The organism is Parapedobacter tibetensis (genome assembly GCF_024704835.1).
Lineage (GTDB): Bacteria > Bacteroidota > Bacteroidia > Sphingobacteriales > Sphingobacteriaceae > Parapedobacter > Parapedobacter tibetensis.
On record NZ_JAMXBE010000022.1, the window covers coordinates 30914 to 50769 of the forward strand.

Below are 19856 nucleotides of genomic sequence, written 5' to 3' on the forward strand. Positions count from 1 at the left end.
GGATCAATGCCGAGTGGTATCCGTTCGTCGGTTTAGGCCACCTCACTACGGGCGAACTCAAATTGTAACACCGACCCCGCCTTCGCTTCGACCATACACCAGCACTTGGTCAATGACTACCCCTGCGTCCAGGGCTTTGAGTGTCAGTCGGTGGTTTGATTGGTGCGCTACCGGAAAAGCAACCTTCCTGATGGCTTGGTTCCGCAGCACATTTTCCTTCCATTCCTCGCTCCGTCCGAGGGTCCGGTAGTCAATTTCTTTCATAGGCGTATCATTAAGGGCTATTCCAAACCGCAGCTGCTCTCCCTCCACCGGATGGTTGGGCAATAGCCGTACTTCCACAAAAACGGAATCGCCGGGTAAATGGGGCAGGTCGAATGTGATGCTGCTTCCCTTTTGTAGTGCTAAGGCCTTGCCTTCGTAGCCTAGACCCTCGATAGGGGTTTGCTCGGTCGTACTGCTGGTAAAATCAATGCCATTAAATACATAGCGAGGAGTTCGGTAGGTGGGCAAAGGCTGAGCTGCCTGTTCCTCCTTCACTTGCTGGAATACAGGCAGGTTACGCGGCTTGTAGTCCAGCATTTTATCCCATTTCCCGCCTTTCAGCGTGTCGTACTGGTGTGTCAGCGCCGCTATGCTGTCAAAGGCCGCATGGCTTTGCCGCCATTCGGCCTTGCCATGACGGGCAAGCTGTGCGTACAATAATTTACGGTTCATCTGCGAGGCGGCCTGCACGGGGTATTTCACCAACTCGAAATAGGCTGCCTGTCGGTGGGCCGGAATCAGGTTCGTCAGCTTTTCCACCTGGTCAGACAGGTCATTATAGGCGCGGAGCCTTCCCGAAATTTCCTCCTCGCTCCAGGGCAGGTCTTTGATGACTTTATAAGCCGGATCGCGCTCCTCTTCCCTTGTATTTCCCATGAATTCCGGCTTGCGGATATAAGCCAACCGATAGTATTCCTGCATCAGCGGAATGAACCGATCGGCGGCGTGCTCACCGAAATCCCGCCCCAGCCAGTTGTACAAATGGGCGTTTACACCGCCATCGGCCACCCCATCGATATCCCATGCCATGTCCAGAAACAGTTCCGTCTGATATTCAATGGCTTTTATATCCCCAACATTCAGTATCCATATTTTACGGACCCCTTTGTCATACGCGAGTTTCATTTGCTGGTAGAGCAATACAGGGTTTGCTGTGCCGAGCCAAAGGTAATCGTGTGGCCGCCCCCAATAGGACGCATGGTAGTATATGCCGTTACCACCACTGCGGTTCTTTTCTGCCGTGTCTGGGAAATGGGTGATGTAGCCATAGTTGTCATCACACCACATCAGCGTCACGTAATCGGGCACGTCCAGTCCTGCTTTGTAAACATCCAGCACTTCTTTGTACGGAATGATTACCTGCGGCACCTTGGAGGGATCCGGGTTGATGTACGTTTTCAGCAACTCGGTTTGGTCGGCGATGACCTTGCTTATCGCTTCTTTATATTCCTCGGTGGTTTTTACGCCCTCCATGGGGCCGTCATGCTTGCCGCGCATACCGATGGTGAAAATGTTATTTGAACTCCCCAGTTCTTTCAACCGGTCCGTCCAATAGGATATCACATGATCTTTGTTGGTCAGGTAATTATATTCGCCTATGCCCGAGATGTCCCATTCCGTGGCGCTGTTCCGTGCCAGCGGCTCGCAGTGTGATGATCCGATGTAGATACCGTATCGCTCGGCGGCTTCCCGATTGCCCTCTACGAAATAGAACGGCACGGTCACCTCATGCATCGCTGGCCATATCGTATTGGCTCTCAGGCGGAGCAACAACTCAAAGATTTTAGCGTAGGTCTTCGGGCCAATGGTCTTCATTTTTCTGGTTTTTGCCAGATCAATTCCTTCTTTCAGCTTGGCTTCAGGCTCGAATGTCCCGCTGCTCCAGGGGTTCAATCCCCAATCCTCGTCGTTCAGGAAGATGCCCCGGTACTGCACCGACGGGTACTGTGTCGTTTTATAGTCAGCCGGCAAGGATACCGTGGTCTTTTTTTCCGGAGTAACGTCCGCCCACCATTTCCAGGGCGAGATGCCAATCAGGCGGGAGAGTTCCAGCACACCGTATGCAGCTCCCCTCGGATCACTGCCGACGACAAATAGGTAGCGTTTCTTTCCGGTTCCCACCACCTGTATTTGGAATGCTTCCCATTTATCCCGTATCCCTGAAATATCAACCTGATGTGTAGCCAACAGGTTTTTGAAGGCCCTATCTTGGTTGACCACACCGATTACGACGGTTCCACCCGGCATGCTATCGGACAGCGAGAACGGATCTATGCAGACCGATTTGGAATCGTCGACCAGCATGTCGATCGCCGTATGGATCACCTGTTCATTTCCTTGGTAATAGAGCGAAGCACCCTTGTTATGGTTAACCAAACCAAAGCCATCCCGTGCATAGGCGTAGGAAAAAAGCAAAAAAAAGCAGATTACTATTCTCTTCATCGTATCACGGACTTTATGGACAGACTCTATTTAATTACAACTCAATTCCCTGATTTTAATATTCCTGAAAGCGGTCAAGTCAGCATGATCCTGCAACAGGATATGACCTTTCAGTGCTTTCCCAAAATTCGGATAATTTTTGAATTTGCTCTTAGCCACTGCTTCACGAAACTGTTTTCCACCTCGTTCGTATTCCAAAACCTTTATCCCGTTCAGCCAATGTTCAACATAAATCCCCCTTGCAACAATACGGGCACTGTTCCATTCCCCGGCCGGATTTACCACACGGTTTGTAGCCTGCAGTAATTCATAAAGGCATGCAATGGAATGCAGGCTGCCATCATCCAGCGGCCTTATGCCCGTATCGTGTGTTTGGTATTCAAGGCCCAATGCTTTGCCCGCTTCATATACATCCTCCAGTACGAAATATTTTATCCCACTGTTTGCGTTTACCGGCGCTTTGAAATCGACGGATAACTCAAAATTGCTGTACATATTTTCGGTCACAATGTCGCCACCGCCACCGTTATGCTGCGTGGTCAACGTACCATCTTCGACGACCCAGCCCTTTTCGGGGAACGACGCTTTATTTGCGCCACGCCAACCGTTCGTTGTTTTACCATCGAAAAGCAACTCCCAGCCTTCCTCCATTTCTTTTTTTGTCAATGCATTGGGCCCAACTTCCTGTGAAGAAGCTGGATTACTTATGCAAAATACACATGCAATAGCCATGAATATGGCAGCTATATGCAACGCTTGATTTTTGTCCATGCCAATATACGATTTTCGTTAACTCCTGATGATGGTTATTTATTTTATACTTCTTTGGGCATGATATACGGATAACGGTATTGACGGCTTAAATACGCATTTGCCGCTGTATCACCGTTGAACGTTTCCGTATCCGGGTTGAATATCAGTTTTCTTCCTGTCCGGAATGAGATGTTCGCCAAGTGGCTCAACGTGGCCGATCGGTGTCCCTCAATAATATCGGCATAGAGGTCTTCCCGCTTCCGGCTACGCACACAGTTGATGAAGTTTTCATAATGGTCTGTCTTGGGATAAGCGGATAAATCCATTTGCTGGATAATGGGCCCCGGCTTTTCGATCCTCTTGGGAAAACCGGGCGTATAATCAGGGTCTGACACCCCTTCAGTACCTCCATAGAAGGTTTTCCATCCTCCAGCAGACGTCATCCAACCGTCGCTCCCAAAAAAGAGGTTACCCACGCTGACGTCGCCTTCTTCATTGGAGTACACACCGCGAACCTCGTATTGCAGGATTTTGCCATCCGCATATTCGAAGATTACATGTTGCGTGTTGGGTACTTCTTGGTCGGAATCCCACACGAACATACCTCCGGCCGAATGCACTTTTACCGGATGCTCGTGCTTATTCATCCCCCAACGTGCCAAGTCCATTTGGTGGACGATATTCCCCATTTCCGTGGTGGAATAGTCCCAGAAATAATGCCAATTATAGTGGAACCTATTCGGATTGAATGGCCTTTCCGGTGCTGGCCCCAGGAATAAGTCCCAATGCACTCCTTCAGGCACGTTGGAATCTTTAAGATGGCCAATGCTGTTCCTTGGTTTGAAGCAAACGCCTTTTGCCATATAAATATCCCCTAACTTCCCTTCATGCAGGAATTTCATCGCTTCCTGGACCGACGCTTCCGACCGCATGTTCATTCCAGCTTGCACGATGCGGCCGTATTTGCGGGCAGCCTCTACCATCTTCCGTCCTTCTTCGATGGTATAGGAAACGGGCTTTTCAACATATACGTCCTTTCCGGCCTGGCAAGCCCACACGGTCATCAACGTATGCCAGTGGTCGGGCGTAGCGATGGATATGACATCTACATCTTTATCTTCCAGTACGTTGCGGATGTCTATTTCCGTTCTGGGTTTAAAACCCGACAGCGTTTCTATGTCCTTGATTGCAGCAGGGAACAGCCGCTCGTCGACGTCACAGATGACGGTCACCCGTGTGTTCGGAATCTGGCAGAACCGGGAATAATGGTGTTTCCCCTTCCCGTTAATTCCGATAACGGCCACATTAATCTGATCATTAGGGCGCTTTTGATTCAATATGGCAGGGTGTGAAAGCGCTGAGCCCGAAGCCAGCACAGCCCCTGTTGCCATTAGGGATTTCCTCAAAAAATCCCGTCGGTTGTCGTGTACCATAACAGTGTATTTAATAGCTATAATTATATGGATTGTATATTGACCGTTTCATTCTTGGCTGTAATCCGAAGGTGCGATGTGCCTACGGGTACTACCTGCGTGTCCATGGGGAAAGACCACAAGCTGGTGGACGCGCACCCAATACCCCTCCGATCCATACCGGTCGCCGCGTTTGTTGAACCAGACGCCTTGCTCCCTCGACACCTCCACCTGTAGGGTATAGTCTCCCCCCGGCAGCGGTGGGGTAACAAAACGCAAGCCCGTATCCGGCACTTTGCTGTAGAAATCGACCAGCGAGGTATGGAAAGTCGTCCCGTCATTGCCGGTGATGCTTACGCGCGCATAACCGCCGTGTGGACCACTTTCTCCGATGAGGCCCACCGGCAAGCCGTTGTATGGGATGCGCATCAAATCCCCTTTTCTGTTCGAAGCCAGGGCGGTATTCGGCGGCAGTGTCACCAAAACATCTTCGGGAAACGCCACGGGCTCCAGGCTATTGGCATCCCAATAGGGCCAGTATTCGGGGATGGACAGTTTGGTGCCATTGGTTTGCAGGGGCAGCCACACCTGCGTAGCCGCGTCGGCTTGGTTCGGAAACGACCAGCGGTCGCCCATATAAAGCGGGATGGTGTCGTTGCCACGTACAAGGGGGAACACAAAGGAACACTGCGAGTTGTAGGTCAGCGAGCCTTCCGGGCAGAACAGCCCACGTTCTTCCCATGGACCTTCAACGGACGGTGCGGTGTGATACTTGTTATCATTGCGCTCCCAGCTGGTGAGGTTGGAGCTCAGCAAATAGTACAATCCATCTTTCATGAACATGGCCGGCGATTCGCCCACTCCCGGGATGAAGCTGGCGACCTTTTTTTCCGCGGAACGGTAGTCTTTGCTCAGCCGGTAGATATCGCCGTGATGGATGAGCAGGTAGCCCTGCCCGTCGGTATCCCGGAAGGTGCCCATGTCCCATTTGCGGATTGGCTGGCCGTCATACAGCAAGGCGCCATGAAATTCGTATTCCCCGTTTATGGTTTTGCTAGTGGCATATCCGACATGCGGATCCGAGTATTTCCTGTTGTCCGTGTGCATGTACATGACGTATTCGCCGGAGGTGGGGCATTTCATCACCTTTACCCGTTCGCCGACACGGTTGGGCCCCAACAGCCCATCTCGTTGTTCCGGCAGCACGATGCGCTCGAATTTCCAATTGGCCAGGTCAGCAGAGGAGTAGCAACTGAAGCCGATAAACCTGTTCACGCTGTCGGTCTTATACTCGCCGAAAAGATAGTACCGCCCACCGTCCTCGACGATGCAGGCGCCGTGGGCGTTGACGATGCTCCCGTTGTCATCAAACCAAGGGACGCCGTTCAGGATGATGGCCGCGTTGGCATTGCCCTCCTGTGCCTGGCTGAAAAACGGTGCCGTCAGATATAAAATCGAGATAAACAATGCCAGCAACGGCTCTTGGAATGGGGAAATCACTCGTTCTTCCATACGTTGATTAATTCGGATCGTGGTTATACTATTTGTCAAATTGCGTATCGTTAATTGGTTTCAGCCCCGTTTCACTCCATTGCCGGCTGATCCGCTGCCGCAGGCCAGTAAGGATTCTGGTAAATTGGCGAGTCGGAGACCGTTTGCCCATCAGGCGCCGTCAGCAGAAACTGGTTTATCGCAATCGGTGTCAGGTAGTGGGCCATCTTCCAGGTAAATCCATTATAGGCCAACTGGTTGGCATTCCGTTGGTATGGACGCAGGTATTCGCTGAGGGCGGGCGAAGAAACGTTGGCATTGTCCGTCCCATCGGCCCGCAGGTCGGTGTACCAGCTCTCCATCGGTGTATTCCACAGGTGGAAACCTTCCGGAATGTAGGGACCGGCAATCAGCTGATCCATCGCCCTCCAGCGGCACAGGTCTATGTAGCGCAACCCTTCCGAAATAAACTCGCTGCGTCGCTCGCGACGGATGTTGTACAGCGTTTTATCGGTGAGCACCTGTCCGGCGGAATAAGCGCCCCAGTCATTTCCAGCCTCCCTGCCCATATCGGTGGCGGCAATCGTTGCATCGATGTCATCGCCCACGTGGGCACGGCGGCGGATGATCTGCCAGTACTCCCGCGCGGAAGCGTCCAACGATCCGTTCCGTTCGTAGGAAGCTTCCATGTAGTTCAGGAGCGCCTCGGCCGCGCGATAGATGATGATGCCGGTATAACCCTGATTCTGGACATGGTATTTGGTGTCGAAATTGCCCCCTTTCCGTAAAGCATAACCGGTTGTATAGCCCCGCTGTGCATCGCCGGTGGTGATATTGGGGATGGGTTCCTCATAGTTGATGTTTAGACCGGTCTGGCTCACCACCAGGATATTGTGCTGCCCCGGCTCCTTGAGGAACAACGACAGGCGGGAATCCCTGTTGGCACGGACATCCCGAATCGTCTTGTCGCCCATGTAGTATCCGTTGCCATCGGCATAGGTGCCGTTTGCGTAGACCGGTGTCCCATCTGCCATCAGGAAGTTCTGCACATAGCCGCGGGTAACACCTACTCCCCAATTCCCTTGGTTGGCGGCAAGCGCTACGTCATGCCCCAGTATACCGAGTGCGTACTGCCGCCAGAGCAAGACTTCGGGTACCGACGACAGGTTTTCAGACCCGAACATATTGAAGTAGGGATTGGCGGGCTCCGTCGTTGCCTGTTGCAGCGCGCCAGTATTCTGGGTGAGGGTGTTCTTGTATTTTTCCGACACTTCCCTTGAGGCCGACATGGCTTCCCCGAGGAAGAAATCAATTTCACTGTCAATGCTACCGCCAGGAAACTGGTAGTTGGCGTTGTAATCTTTCACTTTACCGGGCCAGCCATCCCCATTGGGCACAAACGCGGTACCCTTGAAATATTTCAGCCAAGTACCTTCATGCAAGGCCACCCGCGACTTCAGCAGCAGGGCGACATCGCGGTTGATACGGGTCGTAGCCATATCCTTGGCTGCCAGCAGCGTAATGGCTTTGTCTAGGTCGGACAGGATGAACCGCGCCACTTCGTTGCGCGGCGAACGCCGGCTGGCCTTCGTCAACACCGCAAGGTCGTCGGCAAGCGGTTCGGTGATGATCGGAAAGTCGCCGAATTGCCGGTAGCGACTGAAATATTCGAGTGCACGCAGGAAATACATTTCGCCGATGTAGTGCTGCACGTCGGCCAGGTTGCCGGAAATGGTATTTTGTGCCCCGCCCAGATCGTCGCCATATCTTGGATTGACCATGGAAAAGAAAAAATTGAGTCGATAGATGTTTTGGAACGACCAATCTCCGCCGCTGTTGGGCACCCGCCACAGGCCGGTGGCGAAACGGCTCGGTGCATTCGTGGAAATCTGGTTGTCGGTACCTTGGTCTTGGGCAAAAATCCCGTATGAATTGCCCGAGCTTGACGGAAGGATACGCGGATAGCTATCATCCGCATAGGCCTGCAATTGGGAGGCCTCTGTGAGATAGGTTTCTGGGGCTAAGGTAGACAGCGGTTCGCGCTCAAGGAATTTCTCACAGGAAGTGAACCCGCCACCGATGGTCAATGCCAACAAGGCTATATAGATGTTATTTGTTTTCATGATACTATTGCGTTAAAAAGTTGCACTTACTCCAAATGATAGCGTAGATGACAGCGGATAGGCATTGCCCCCCACGCCGCCGCTTACCGTCTCGGGGTCGAACACCGCGAACAACGGGCTGAAGGTGAACAGGTTTTCGCCCGACATAAAGAGACGGCAGTTGGAAAAATTGATTTTACGCATCCAGGAGCCCGGTAGGGAGTAACCCAGTTGGATATTCTTCAGCCGCACGTAACGCGCATCCTGGATGTAACGGCTCTGCACCATCTGATTCTTCCCATTGCTGATGTCGGCGCTGGAGGGGCTGATCAACGGACGGGGGAAGTAAGCGTCAAGGTTTGCGGGGACCTCGTACCCCGGCATGCCTACCGGCTCGGCGCGGAAATAGTCGTTGTGCTGTATAAAGCCCCTCATATGCCACTCGCTCCTGTTGCCGCGGACACCCCAGAATTGGCCGCCGCCCCCTTCATTGTTCGTGGTGGCATCGCCACCCACCCACATGTCGTGCTTCAGGACACCCTGAAAGAAGGCACGGAAATCAAACCCCTTCCAGGCAGCCGTGAGGTCCACGCCGAAGAAATAGTGGGAGTACGAATCCCCGAGTATCTTCAGGTCGCCATGGTCGCCCAACGTCCGCGAACCGGCACTGATCTTGCCATCCCCGTTGAGGTCGCGGTACATGATATCGCCCGCTCCCCATTGGGAGCTTAGCGTGCTTTGACCGCCGTTTGGCAGGGAAGTGAGGTGGGCGTCCATTTCTGCCTGGGTCTTGGCGATGCCGACGGTTTCGTATCCCCAGATCAGGCCATCGCGTTGGCCAGCAATATAGGTGTTGATGGAATTGGTCTTGTTGTTCGGGTAGCTGTCAATGATCGTGATCTGGTCAGAGAGGTTCAGGTTGATGCCATAACTTAATCCGTTAGCAAGGCGATCGCTCCATCCAATGGAAACCTCCCACCCTTTCGTGTGCAGGTCGGTATTATTCGTTTGTGGCGTAGCGATACCCAAGGTGGCCGGCAGCTCAGGAGCTGGGCCCACCATGTTATCCGTGTAGCGGGTAAAATAATCAAATGCCCCCGTCAATCGGTTTTTAAGCAAGCCATAATCCAGCCCGATATTCCACGACCTTACTTTTTCCCAGGTCAGCGATGTGCTTACCAGTCCGCCGATTGCAGCCGTATTGGGACGGATGCCATTTTGTAGCCACGCACCACTGAGGGGCGATAGGGTCATCGCCCGGTACGTCGGGTACCAGTTATTGGTGTTTTGGTTACCCAGCTGGCCATATGAAAACCGCGGCTTCAACTGGTTGACAACGTCCGTGAGCGGTGCCCAGAAACGTTCGCTTGCGATATTCCATCCGACGGAAAATGATGGGTTCCACTGCCATTGGTTGCCGATACGGAAGCGTGAGGTGCCATCGTAACGCAAGTTGACTTCCGCCAGGTAGCGACCATCATAGTCATAGTTCAACCTGCCGAAAAATGCAGCCGTTGCCCATTCGTTGCTGTAGCCGCTGATTACCGGTGGCTGGGCAACACCCGCACCGTTCAACCCGGTCGTCAAATCAAATTCGGTCAGGTCGGTTGATACCAGCCCGGTTTTGGACGCGGAGAAGAAACGCTGATCCAGTTCTTCCATCTGAAAGCCACCCATCACCTTGAAATTGTGGACTTCGTTGAAGGTGTGCGAGTAATTGCTGTACACATTCATGTTCAGGTAATTCTCCTTGATCTGATCTTGGTACAGGCTGGAAGTGCCTCTCGTGTCTACCACGTTGCCCATGGCATCATGGGCGTAAGCCGGCAATGTAGCCTGCTTGACCCCACCGTTTTCGATCCTGTAGTTCAATTCCACGTTCGTCACCCAGTTTTTGACGGGTTCGAGAATAAAAGCTCCCTGGTGATACTGCTGGTCGGTTTGTGTATTGCGTTGCCCGCCCAATTCAAGGCCAATGATGTTGGGGGCGAAGATGTGTCCGTTGGGGTCATAGACCGGTATGTTGGGCCAGTTCTGCCGGCCAAAATAATTATAAAAACCGCCGCTGAAGGCTGTCGGACGCCAGTTGTCGGTACGTGTAAAGCGAGAGCTGTAGTTGAACTTAAGCCAATTGGTAAGGGTCGAATTGATCTTCCCTGTCAGGTTATACCGTTTCATGCCGTCCGAGCCGTGGATAAGCAGCCCGCCCTGGTCGAGGTAGTTGAAGGAAGCATAATAGGTCATCTTCTCGCTCCCGCCCGTAGCGCTCAGGTTATGTTCGTTTGATAAGACGTTACGCTTATACGTCTCTTTGTACAGGTCCGTATTGGCATAGCCAAGCGCCCAGACATCTTCCCAGGCATCGGTACCGTTGTCTGCCGGGTCGAGCCCGCCGGTCAGTCTTCCCGCCTGGAAATCCAACATCTTTTGCATGGTCTCGTCGGAAAACCTCGCGGTCCGTCCGCTGTTGATCAGTGCGGAGTTCATCATCACCGCAAAGGTGTACGAATCCATCATTTCGGGCATGTTGATGGGACTGGCGGAGCGGAAACTGTTGTTGTAATTGATGGAAATCCTGCCCTGCTTGCCGGACTTGGTGGTCACCAGGATGACACCGAACGGCGCACGCGATCCATAGATGGAGGATGCGGCGGCATCTTTCAATACGGATATATTATCGATGTCCTGCGGATTCACGGTATTCAGGTCGCCTTCCATGCCGTCGATCAGGATCAATGGCGCCCCGCTTGAACTGCCGATGGTGCCGGTGCCGCGAACGCTGATACCCATATTTTGGTCCAGCGCCCCGGAGCTAGTGGTGATCTTCAGGCCCGGCACCAAGCCCTGCAATGCTTGGGTGGCGGAAGTTACCGGGCGGGATTCCAGCGCTTTCGCATCCACAACGCCCACGGCCCCGGTCAGGTTTACCTTCTTCTGGCTGCCGAAGCCCACGACAACGACCTCGTCAAGCGCTGAACTGGCCGATGACATGACGACATGGATTTCGGCTCTTCCGTTTACCGGTATTTCCTGCGTCTGGTAGCCCATCATGGAGAATACCAGCACCGCATTCCTGTCCGCTATGCGGATGGAATAGCGCCCCTGCTGGTCGGTGGCTGTCCCTTGGTTGGCCCCTTTTACCAGCACGGATATCCCCTGCAACATGCCCAACGAGTCGGATACGGTACCCCGCACCTCCAGCTGCTGTGGGATATGTCGATCCCCGGCAAATACGTTGGCGTTGATAGCCCCTGCCACGGCAAGCACGGCAAACAGCTTCATCGCCTTTAGATTGATCAAGCCCCGGCAGGTTCTGCACAGGCCTTGCAACACATCATAATTTGTACACATTTGGTTTATAACTTTTAAGTGGTTAAACTGGTGAACTAATTTACATTGGTTAATAGAGGCTTTTAGCCCTTAAAAGCATAGTAGCGTTATTCCATGATGGCAACTCTCTTTCCTAACTTGGTTGGCTGGGACAATTATTGGCAATTTATACCGAAACCAAGGGGGGTGTATAAACTATCTGGGGGGTCAAAACGCTACAAAATGCCGTCCGGATACATGCATTTGGTGCCAACGGGAAATTTTTCCGATATTTATCTGGCATGTTCAATTATAAACACCGCCGACTCATGACAGGAAAAGTACTGCCCATCCTCCTGTGGTTTGCCATAAGCACCTGCCACGCCTTCTCCGGGGAGAAGATTCAGGCAACCTATCTGGGCATTGAACATGGTCTATCCAACAACTATGTCAATTGCATCTATCAGGATAGGCATGGATTCATGTGGATCGGCACATTCGATGGTTTGAACCGTTATGACGGTTACGAATTCCGCGCGTACAAGCACATATTGGATGACGAGACTTCACTACCCGACAACGGGGTTTCGGCGATCATCGAAGATGCCCGGCAGCGCATCTGGGTGGCCACCAAACGCGGGGCAGCTATCTTGGGGGAAAACGGCTCCACCTTCAGGCGCCTACGAATTACATCGGCCAACCGGGAGCATCAGCCCCTCAGATCCGCCATCAACGGATTCGCGATCGATGCCTCGGGACAGCTTTTTGCCGGAAGTGAACGAGTCGGGTTGCTGGCAATATCCGATGGCCAGGACGGTGTGCCCGTGGGACATAGCATACCGCTCATGCAGGGATATCATAAAAAACACAGCTATTCGGTACATGGCATAGCTGTGGATGAAGATGGCAAGTTATGGCTTTTCGTCCAGCACGTGGGACTGTGCTACTACGATTCCCAGCATCATTCCGTACGCATCGCTTCCCACAACCTCCGGGAGGCGACCACGCTTTGCACAACGCCAGACGGAATGGTCTGGATCGGAAGTGACAAGGGCCTGTTCCGCTATGACCCTACCACGGAACAATACCGAAGATACAGCCGCCAAGACGGTCTGTCGTCCAACAGCGTTTCCGCACTCTACTTGGGGAAAGACAACCGGTTGTGGGTTTGCACGGATGGCGGGGGCATCAATGTGCTGGATGGCGCTTCCGGAGCCATCCAGCACATCCGGAGTAATGACGAAGGAGGTATTCTAACCAGCAATGCGGTGTTTGCGGTGTATGAAGATGCGCAATCCCGTCAATGGATTGGCACATTGCGGGGCGGCATCAACATCATCGATCCCAATAAACGGAATTTTGAGCGTATCCAGTACCCGGTTCCCAATGGCATGGTAAGTGCCAAGAATTTCGTGTTGTCCCTGGCTGAAGATGGCGATCAATCGGTATGGATCGGTACCGACGGTGGTGGGTTGATCAATTGGGATAGGAAGACCAACCGGTTCAAGCGCTTCGGAGCCGAAGACGCTGCTAACGGTTCGCTGAGCAGTAATTACGTGACGAGCGTATTGCGTGACCGCAAAAATAACATCTGGGTAGGCACGTATGGCGGAGGCATCAACCGATGGGACAGCCGGTCGCAATCGTTTATCCGGTATGCATGCAAGGAAAACAATGCCCGCGATGAAAACCCCTATATTTGGCAGCTCTACGAGGACTCCAAAGGCCGCATCTGGGCCACTACGCTTAAAGGCGGGCACGTCTTCCTGTTGAACGCGCAGTCCGGTCGGTTTGAACCGTTTGACATGGATGTGTCCAGTGTACTCAGCCTATTGGAAGACGGAAGCGACGTGCTTTGGTTCGGGAATTACGGGGAGCTTGTCCGGGTTGATATGGCGTCCAGGTCAAAACACCGGTATCCGGTTGACCACCCTATCCGCTTTATCCACAAAGGAAAAGACAACGTATTGTGGCTCGGTACCAATGGAGGCGGCTTGCTGGAGTTTGATATTGTCACCGAAACGTTCAGGCGTTACACCGAATCGGACGGCCTGCCCAGCAATACCTTACTGAAGCTGTTGGAGGACAGCAAGGGCAATTTTTGGATATCCACCCATCATGGCCTATCGAAATTCCATCCCGCCGCCGGAACCTTCCAGAACTTTTTCGAATCAGACGGATTGCAGAGCAACCAATTCGGCTACAATGCCGCCCTTAGGCTGAGATCCGGGGAATTTGTGTTTGGTGGCATCCGCGGGTTCAACATATTCCATCCCGATGGTGTTCGCCTGGAATCCGTCGCTCCCAAGATGGTGCTTACGGACCTCCACATCAACAACCAACCGTTTGATCGGACCAACGAAAACGGCGAGAGCCTGTTGACCATAAAGAAGCTGGTTATTCCGTACCATCAAGCGGTGCTTACCTTCGGGTTTGCGGCATTGGAGTTTTCTTTTCCGGATAAGATCAGGTACGCTTACTTTCTGGAGGGATGGGACAACGACTGGAACTATGTGAATGGCGAACGGACGGCGCGGTACTCTCGGCTGCATGAAGGCAAGTATACGCTGCGCATCAAATCTACCGACGCCAACGGCCTATGGACGGGGCTCGAACGGACCATGGCCATCGAGGTGCTGCCACCGTGGTGGCGCACACCCTGGGCCTACGGCTTGTATTTATGCCTGGCCTTGGCCGCCGTCGCTGCGTACGTGCACTACGACCGGCGGCAGATGAAGCTGAAACATCACCTGGAGCTGGCCGAGGTCACGGTGGAAAAAGAACGGGAGCTCAACGAGAAAAAGATTGCCTTTTTTACCCACATCTCCCATGAATTCCGCGCGCCGCTGACACTGATTGTCAATCCCATCAAGGATATGCTGTACGACAGCAAAAACAAGATGACCGATCCTGAGGAGCTGACGAACATCTACCGGAATTCCAGGAGGCTGCTCAGCCTTGTCGACAAGCTGCTGCTCTTCCGGAAGGCGGACAGCGGCATGGATGAATTGAGATTATCTCGGTTGGACATCGTCAACCTATGCCATGAAGTATTTCTGTGCTTCAAACAGCATGCATCGTCGCGTCAGCTGGATTATCGCTTTAGCTGCGACGCAGACCATATTGAAGTACTCGGCGACCGTGAAAAACTGGAAATCTGCCTGTTCAATTTGATCAGCAATGCCATCAAGTTTACACCCGAACAGGGCAGCGTGGAGGTATCGCTGGCCCGTGCAGGAGATGGCATCGACATCACCGTAACAGACACCGGGTTCGGTATCCCGCCGCATGTGGGCGATGCACTGTTCAACAGTTTCCACAGGGACTATACGAGCAACGGAGAGGCGGTAGAGGGATTCGGGATCGGTCTGTTTCTGGTCAAAACGTTTGCCGAGGCCCACAGTGGGTCCGTTTCGTATACGAGCGTTGCGGGGGAGGGGACGTGTTTTACCCTGCATTTGCTGGAGGGAAGAAACCACCTCGACAGCCATTTGGTGTTCGAGGACATCGGGGAGCATTCTGTTTTCTTGGATGAGCTGCTCCCTGAAGCACCGATTGGAGAGGAGGCCGCACGATTGCCGATCGCCAAAAAGGAGCTGAATCAGGTCTCTAAAGTCATTTCCGATCGCCTTGTGATGCTGGTCGTTGATGACCACGAGCAGATCCGGCAATACATTTACCGGCTTTTTGAAAACGACTTCACGGTATACGAGGCCGACAATGGGCATGATGCTTTCGAACTGGTCAAGACACACGAACCGGATATTGTGATCAGCGACGTCGTGATGAACGGCATGACTGGCATCGATTTATGTTCAAGCATCAAGCAGGATCCGCTGTACAGCCATATACCGGTTATCCTGCTCACGGCCAGTTCATCCACGGATGTCAAGCTCAAAGGCATCGAGGGCGGAGCCGACGACTACATGACCAAACCCTTTGACAACGAATTGTTGATTGCCAGGGTGTCCAGCATCATCAAAAGCCGGAATCGGTTGCAGCAATTTTTCTATAATGAAATCACCCTGCAAAGCAACGACCATAAAATTCCCGTCGAATACAGCGAGTTTCTGAAAAAGTGCATCAAGCTGATCGAGTTGCAGCTGAACAACCCAGATTTCAATGTGAGCGCGCTGGCTGATGAACTGGATATGAGCCGGCCGAATCTATACAAGCGCATCAAGTCGATTTCAGGAAAGTCGGCCAGCGAATTCATCCGGTTTATCCGCTTGCGCAAGGTCGCGCAACTGCTGATCAGCACCAATCAAAATATCAGCGAAGCCGCTTTCGCGGCCGGATTTAATGATATCAAGTATTTCAGGGAGCAGTTTTCGAAGCTTTTCGGGATGAACCCTTCAGAATATAAACGGAAATATGCCGCCACCCTGAGGAAAAACCACACGATAAAAAAGCCCGTAAAATAGGAGATGAGCGTACGGAAATTAGTGACGCAATCGAAACTTTGATCGGCCACAAATATGATGTTTCCCCACTTTGAACAGCACTTTCTGCTTTTTCCGATTTACTGGAAAGCAATCAGCAAGAATTGGTTGTATCAACCGTGCCTCCCGGCCATATGCATCTTGCCGAAGCCATGAAAAAACCGTGGCTCAATTTGAAAAAAGCACGGCTCCGCCTATGCGGTAAAGATAAGAGCGTGGCATCGTGGAGCAATATGAGAAGGACGGGACGCTGCTGAAATAGAAAAGCTATCCTCTCTGGCTCAAGTTAAGTGAAACGTCACTTGGGCCATCACAGGTTCAAAGTAAATTGGCTGTGGATACCCCACATACCGCTTCAGCAAATACATCTTCATCACCACATACACCAGCGCCAGCCCACCCAATATCACCAAGGCATACACCCATTGCAAAGACGTATCCCATTGGGCTATCTGTATGACGAGCAAGCCGATTACCACCTGCAATAGACCATAAGTAAACGAGATGAGTAGCCTGTTCCCTTTTGCCTCACAGAAAGAGGTAAATGTGAGTTCAGGATAAAGAATTGTTGAAAAAAACACTACCCGCCTGGCTGAAGCTGATGGGTTAAATTTAATGATTTCGAAGATAATCTGCTATTGAAACAATTGTTGTTTTTTTATGCTTCTGCAGAATCAACAAATCCTTATCGCCTGTTATTAAATGAGTAGCTTTTCCGTCTTCAGCCAAACCCAATAAAAAATTGTCTTTATCATCCCTGCAAACATGTACTATACTGGTAACATTGACTAACTCTGCCCTTGTTCTCAACTGGTATAATAGCGATGATACATCCTTTGCATTAAAGTACTTCTTGAATTTTGGTCTTTGGGTAACTGTTATTAATTCGTCTAATAGTTCTTGAGAGAACAATAGGTTAATTTCTTTCCTAGCAAGAATGGCATCCAGCTTCTTGAAATTTGGGGACAGCAGATAACTTATCCAGAGATTAGTATCGATAATTACCCTATGCCTTTTTCTTGGCATAACGTTGCGATCTTACCAATTCAACCTCTTGGGTTATATCTTCCAAGCTCGGAATATCCCTCTTGGCTTTGGAACGGATTTTTTCAACTGCTTCAAGGAAGCCATCGTTAGCCAAAGGTTTTATTTCAATTAAACCCAACGAAGCTAAATCTTTAAGCAATCTCTCCGCCTTTGGATTCAAAATATCAACTTGTAACGTATCCATAATGTCAAAGATACTCAATTATTATCAAAAAAGAAGCCGTCTAAAGCTCATTGGATATTCCGCTGCATCGTTTACCGCAAATCAAGAAGATCATTTTGAAAGCCTTTGGGTAGTCTTTTGGGTGGTTTCGGGTAGCCCTTTGGATAGTCAAAAATCAAATAATGCGTTTTTCCGAGAGCTTTACCGATACCTCAAAAACCGTCAATTTGCTGAAATCGAACTTCGCTTCGTAACCCTTCAGTTTCTTAAGTTGTTTAACCTCATTCAGATCTTTAGCAGATTCCACATTGTCGATGGCATCCGCAATTTTCCGTTTTAATGAGACATCCTTAATTTTCTCAACAGACTTTAAAAAAGATTTGTCAAATTTTAAAATTTTAGGTTCATGGAAGGTTAAGCTTGGACTTAAGTCAAACTAGGACCGCAACGCTTTCATTACGTCGGCTTTGTCCACATACTCTCCGGTTTTCACTGAATTCATCAAATCCCCTAAAAGCAAGTCTTCCGTTTCCGTGGCACTGATGGATTTCACGCGATCCCCCAGTTTCTTGGCCAACTCAGTAAGCAATTTCACATTCTTTGGATCGGAACTCTCAATAATCAATGTTGTCATTTGATCAATTTTTTATGATACAAAAATACGCAAAACGAGTTTAATTTACAACCATTTGAGCGTGCCTATTACACCTGTCGGATGTGAGGTTTTTTATTTAAGAGTAAAATCCCCCACCCCATTGCCATCGGAGAATCCTCCGGAAAAAACCACTACCTAATATACCATCATCAACAGAGGCCGGGCAATACTGAATTTGTGAGGAAATAAAAAGCCATATCCTTTGGGGTATGGCTTGTGTTATATGGATAATAGGATAGGGTACCCTATTTCTTTTTGGCCAAAACAGCGCGGACCTTGCGAACGAAATCGATGGGGACCTCAGCGATCCCTGCCGCAGCTGCATCGTCTAAGCCCAATTGCTGGATTAGGTTGGCTACAACTTTATAACTTTTAGTTTCCTCGCCTTTCTCAATGCCTTTTTCTATGCCTTTTTCTATGCCTTTTTGGATTCCTTGCCTTTCGGCCTTATCCAATAAATATTCCGTTGTTCCCATAGCTTCGGTGTTCCTTCCTTCTATTTGTGCTGTTTCTTCTTCAAAGATAGCGAATTGATTTGGATCGACAAAAGAAACGTAGTATTTTAAAAAGTCGTAAATACCTGTCCGGGTGTGCTTTGGTATCTTCCTGGCTTTCATTTCGAAATAGAGGTCCCGTTTGATGCCCCGCAGGGTATCGTCATCCATACTCTTGCGCCTGATGGCCATCAGCGCTGTGAGCACCACCACCGAAAACGGATTGGGGTCGGCACGCAGCGCGACCTCGTTCTGGTCCAATATCTTATAGCTGGTGAATTCATAGGTGAGTTTGGTGCCTAGCAAGCCCTCCTCGTAGCCTGACGGGCGGTAGCTTTTATTGCCGTCCCCGAGTATGGCGATCGCCGTGATGGGGGCCTTGTATTTTTCACGGAGCTTGATGTAATAATCCGCCATGCGCCTGGCCAGATCGCCTTTCCCTTTCTGCGACTGCACTTCCACATGGCATAGTATGAATTGCTCGCCGCCGTCCCTGAGGAACACCTTGACCAGCTTGTCCACATAGCGCACGCCTTTATTCCCTCCCTGCCTATGCTCGGGGAAAAGCTCGTCCATCTCTTTGTCCAAGTAAACAAAACCTTTCCGGAAGTCGAACAGTCCGCTGTCTTGGGGGAAGAAGAACCGCAGGAAATCCCGGAAGACATGCTCCAGCACGGCCTTCCAGAGGCGGTCGTCCTGCCTGCCGTTGGTTTTTACGCTGTTTTCGGTGTCGGCCATGTTTTCACGGTATGGTGTTGAAAGCAAACTTACACAAAAAGCAATAAACTAACAAATTTAGTTTTACGTTTACACTGCGTTACGCCGCGGTCCGCACCAAGGGTCGTATACCGCTTTTCGGAAAGGTGACCGATGCCGCAATGCTGGTAGGAAATCCCGCAACATTTTCCATTCGTGATATTGGATGGATTTATCACCAAGGCATACACCCATTGCAAAGACGTATCCCATTGAGCTATCTGTATGACGAGCAAGCCGATTAGCACCTGCAATGGACCATAAGTAAACGAGATGAGTAGGCTGTTCCCTTTTGCCTCATTGGCCAAGTATTGGTAGAGGTGGCTGCGGTGCGCCTCAAAGATGTTCTCGCGCTTCATGAGCCGGTGGATGATGGTAAGCACACTATCGATGCCATAGACGGCCAGAAGGAGGATATAGATGGGATTGCTAGCCCCTTATGTCGGCAAGGAACTGGAAAAACGGAAAACAACCAAGAAGACGCTGAAAGGAGAGGCGTCGAAGNGGAGGATATAGATGGGATTGCTAGCCCCTTATGTCGGCAAGGAACTGGAAAAACGGAAAACAACCAAGAAGACGCTGAAAGGAGAGGCGTCGAAGAAAGAAGTCTTCGAGTATTTTAAGAGAAAATAAATTTTGAGTTCAAACCTCCTCCGGACATTTGTTTTTGATGCTAATCTTGATTATATTTGCTGTATGGGTGTCCAATATCTGTCAAACGAAAAGGGAAAAATTACTGCGGTGC

Annotated in this window: 15 protein-coding genes; 3 read left to right on the forward strand and 12 right to left on the reverse strand. The window is 51.0% G+C overall.

The features are described from left to right. Window positions 1-57 precede the first annotated feature (57 nt). The 4 genes from NF543_RS23155 to NF543_RS23170 are packed head-to-tail and all read right to left on the reverse strand — an operon-like array spanning window position 58 to window position 5927. Window positions 58-2487, reverse strand: coding sequence for a glycosyl hydrolase 115 family protein (locus tag NF543_RS23155; protein ID WP_257670584.1), 2430 nt, complete (start codon window positions 2485-2487; stop codon window positions 58-60). Window positions 2488-2517: 30 nt separating this feature from the next. After that, complete coding sequence (locus tag NF543_RS23160) at window positions 2518-3258, reverse strand: 3-keto-disaccharide hydrolase (RefSeq protein ID WP_257670585.1); 741 nt, start codon at window positions 3256-3258, stop codon at window positions 2518-2520. Between the two features lie 44 nt (window positions 3259-3302). Continuing rightward, entirely contained in the window at window positions 3303-4673 is a 1371-nt protein-coding gene (locus NF543_RS23165) for a Gfo/Idh/MocA family protein (protein WP_257670586.1), read from the reverse strand. A gap of 48 nt (window positions 4674-4721) precedes the next feature. Beyond that, complete coding sequence (locus tag NF543_RS23170) at window positions 4722-5927, reverse strand: family 43 glycosylhydrolase (RefSeq protein ID WP_257957559.1); 1206 nt, start codon at window positions 5925-5927, stop codon at window positions 4722-4724. Window positions 5928-5979: 52 nt separating this feature from the next. On the opposite strand from NF543_RS23170, the gene NF543_RS23175 reads away from it, so the two are divergent. After that, window positions 5980-6171 (forward strand): hypothetical protein, encoded by a 192-nt coding sequence (locus tag NF543_RS23175; protein ID WP_257957560.1) that lies wholly within the window; start codon window positions 5980-5982, stop codon window positions 6169-6171. A gap of 64 nt (window positions 6172-6235) precedes the next feature. On the opposite strand, the gene NF543_RS23180 is transcribed toward NF543_RS23175, so the two are convergent. Both NF543_RS23180 and NF543_RS23185 read right to left on the reverse strand, forming a co-directional pair. Further along, window positions 6236-8266, reverse strand: coding sequence for a RagB/SusD family nutrient uptake outer membrane protein (locus tag NF543_RS23180; RefSeq protein ID WP_257670587.1), 2031 nt, complete (start codon window positions 8264-8266; stop codon window positions 6236-6238). Between the two features lie 12 nt (window positions 8267-8278). Next, complete coding sequence (locus NF543_RS23185) at window positions 8279-11596, reverse strand: SusC/RagA family TonB-linked outer membrane protein (protein WP_257670588.1); 3318 nt, start codon at window positions 11594-11596, stop codon at window positions 8279-8281. Between the two features lie 287 nt (window positions 11597-11883). Between NF543_RS23185 and NF543_RS23190 the strand changes: the two genes are divergently transcribed. Beyond that, window positions 11884-15978, forward strand: coding sequence for a hybrid sensor histidine kinase/response regulator transcription factor (locus NF543_RS23190; RefSeq protein WP_257670589.1), 4095 nt, complete (start codon window positions 11884-11886; stop codon window positions 15976-15978). A 299-nt stretch (window positions 15979-16277) separates the two neighbouring features. Here NF543_RS23190 and NF543_RS23195 read toward each other — a convergent pair whose 3' ends face one another. Genes NF543_RS23195 through NF543_RS23205 form a run of 3 tightly spaced genes read right to left on the reverse strand, consistent with a single transcriptional unit; the run spans window position 16278 to window position 17227 of the window. After that, window positions 16278-16577, reverse strand: a complete 300-nt coding sequence (locus tag NF543_RS23195; RefSeq protein WP_257670590.1) for a hypothetical protein — start codon at window positions 16575-16577, stop codon at window positions 16278-16280. A gap of 31 nt (window positions 16578-16608) precedes the next feature. Continuing rightward, window positions 16609-17022 carry a putative toxin-antitoxin system toxin component, PIN family gene (locus NF543_RS23200; RefSeq protein WP_257670591.1) on the reverse strand — a complete coding sequence of 138 codons (414 nt, stop codon included), beginning with the start codon at window positions 17020-17022 and terminating at the stop codon, window positions 16609-16611. Continuing rightward, window positions 17003-17227 (reverse strand): hypothetical protein, encoded by a 225-nt coding sequence (locus NF543_RS23205; RefSeq protein WP_257670592.1) that lies wholly within the window; start codon window positions 17225-17227, stop codon window positions 17003-17005. Before NF543_RS23205 ends, NF543_RS23200 begins: the two co-directional genes overlap by 20 nt. 1 nt (window position 17228) lies before the next feature. On the opposite strand from NF543_RS23205, the gene NF543_RS23210 reads away from it, so the two are divergent. Then, the gene (locus tag NF543_RS23210) at window positions 17229-17546 is read left to right on the forward strand and encodes a hypothetical protein (protein ID WP_257670593.1); all 318 of its coding nucleotides are present in this window, start codon (window positions 17229-17231) and stop codon (window positions 17544-17546) included. A 96-nt stretch (window positions 17547-17642) separates the two neighbouring features. On the opposite strand, the gene NF543_RS23215 is transcribed toward NF543_RS23210, so the two are convergent. From NF543_RS23215 to NF543_RS23225, 3 genes are all read right to left on the reverse strand, one after another. Then, window positions 17643-17840: a hypothetical protein gene (locus tag NF543_RS23215; RefSeq protein ID WP_257670594.1), complete on the reverse strand. Its 198-nt coding sequence runs from the start codon at window positions 17838-17840 to the stop codon at window positions 17643-17645. Window positions 17841-18106: 266 nt separating this feature from the next. Further along, the gene (locus tag NF543_RS23220) at window positions 18107-19093 is read right to left on the reverse strand and encodes an RpnC/YadD family protein (RefSeq protein ID WP_257670595.1); all 987 of its coding nucleotides are present in this window, start codon (window positions 19091-19093) and stop codon (window positions 18107-18109) included. 29 nt (window positions 19094-19122) lie between these two features. After that, on the reverse strand, window positions 19123-19470 hold the full coding sequence (locus NF543_RS23225; RefSeq protein WP_257670596.1) for a hypothetical protein: 348 nt from the start codon (window positions 19468-19470) through the stop codon (window positions 19123-19125). Window positions 19471-19856 lie beyond the last annotated feature (386 nt).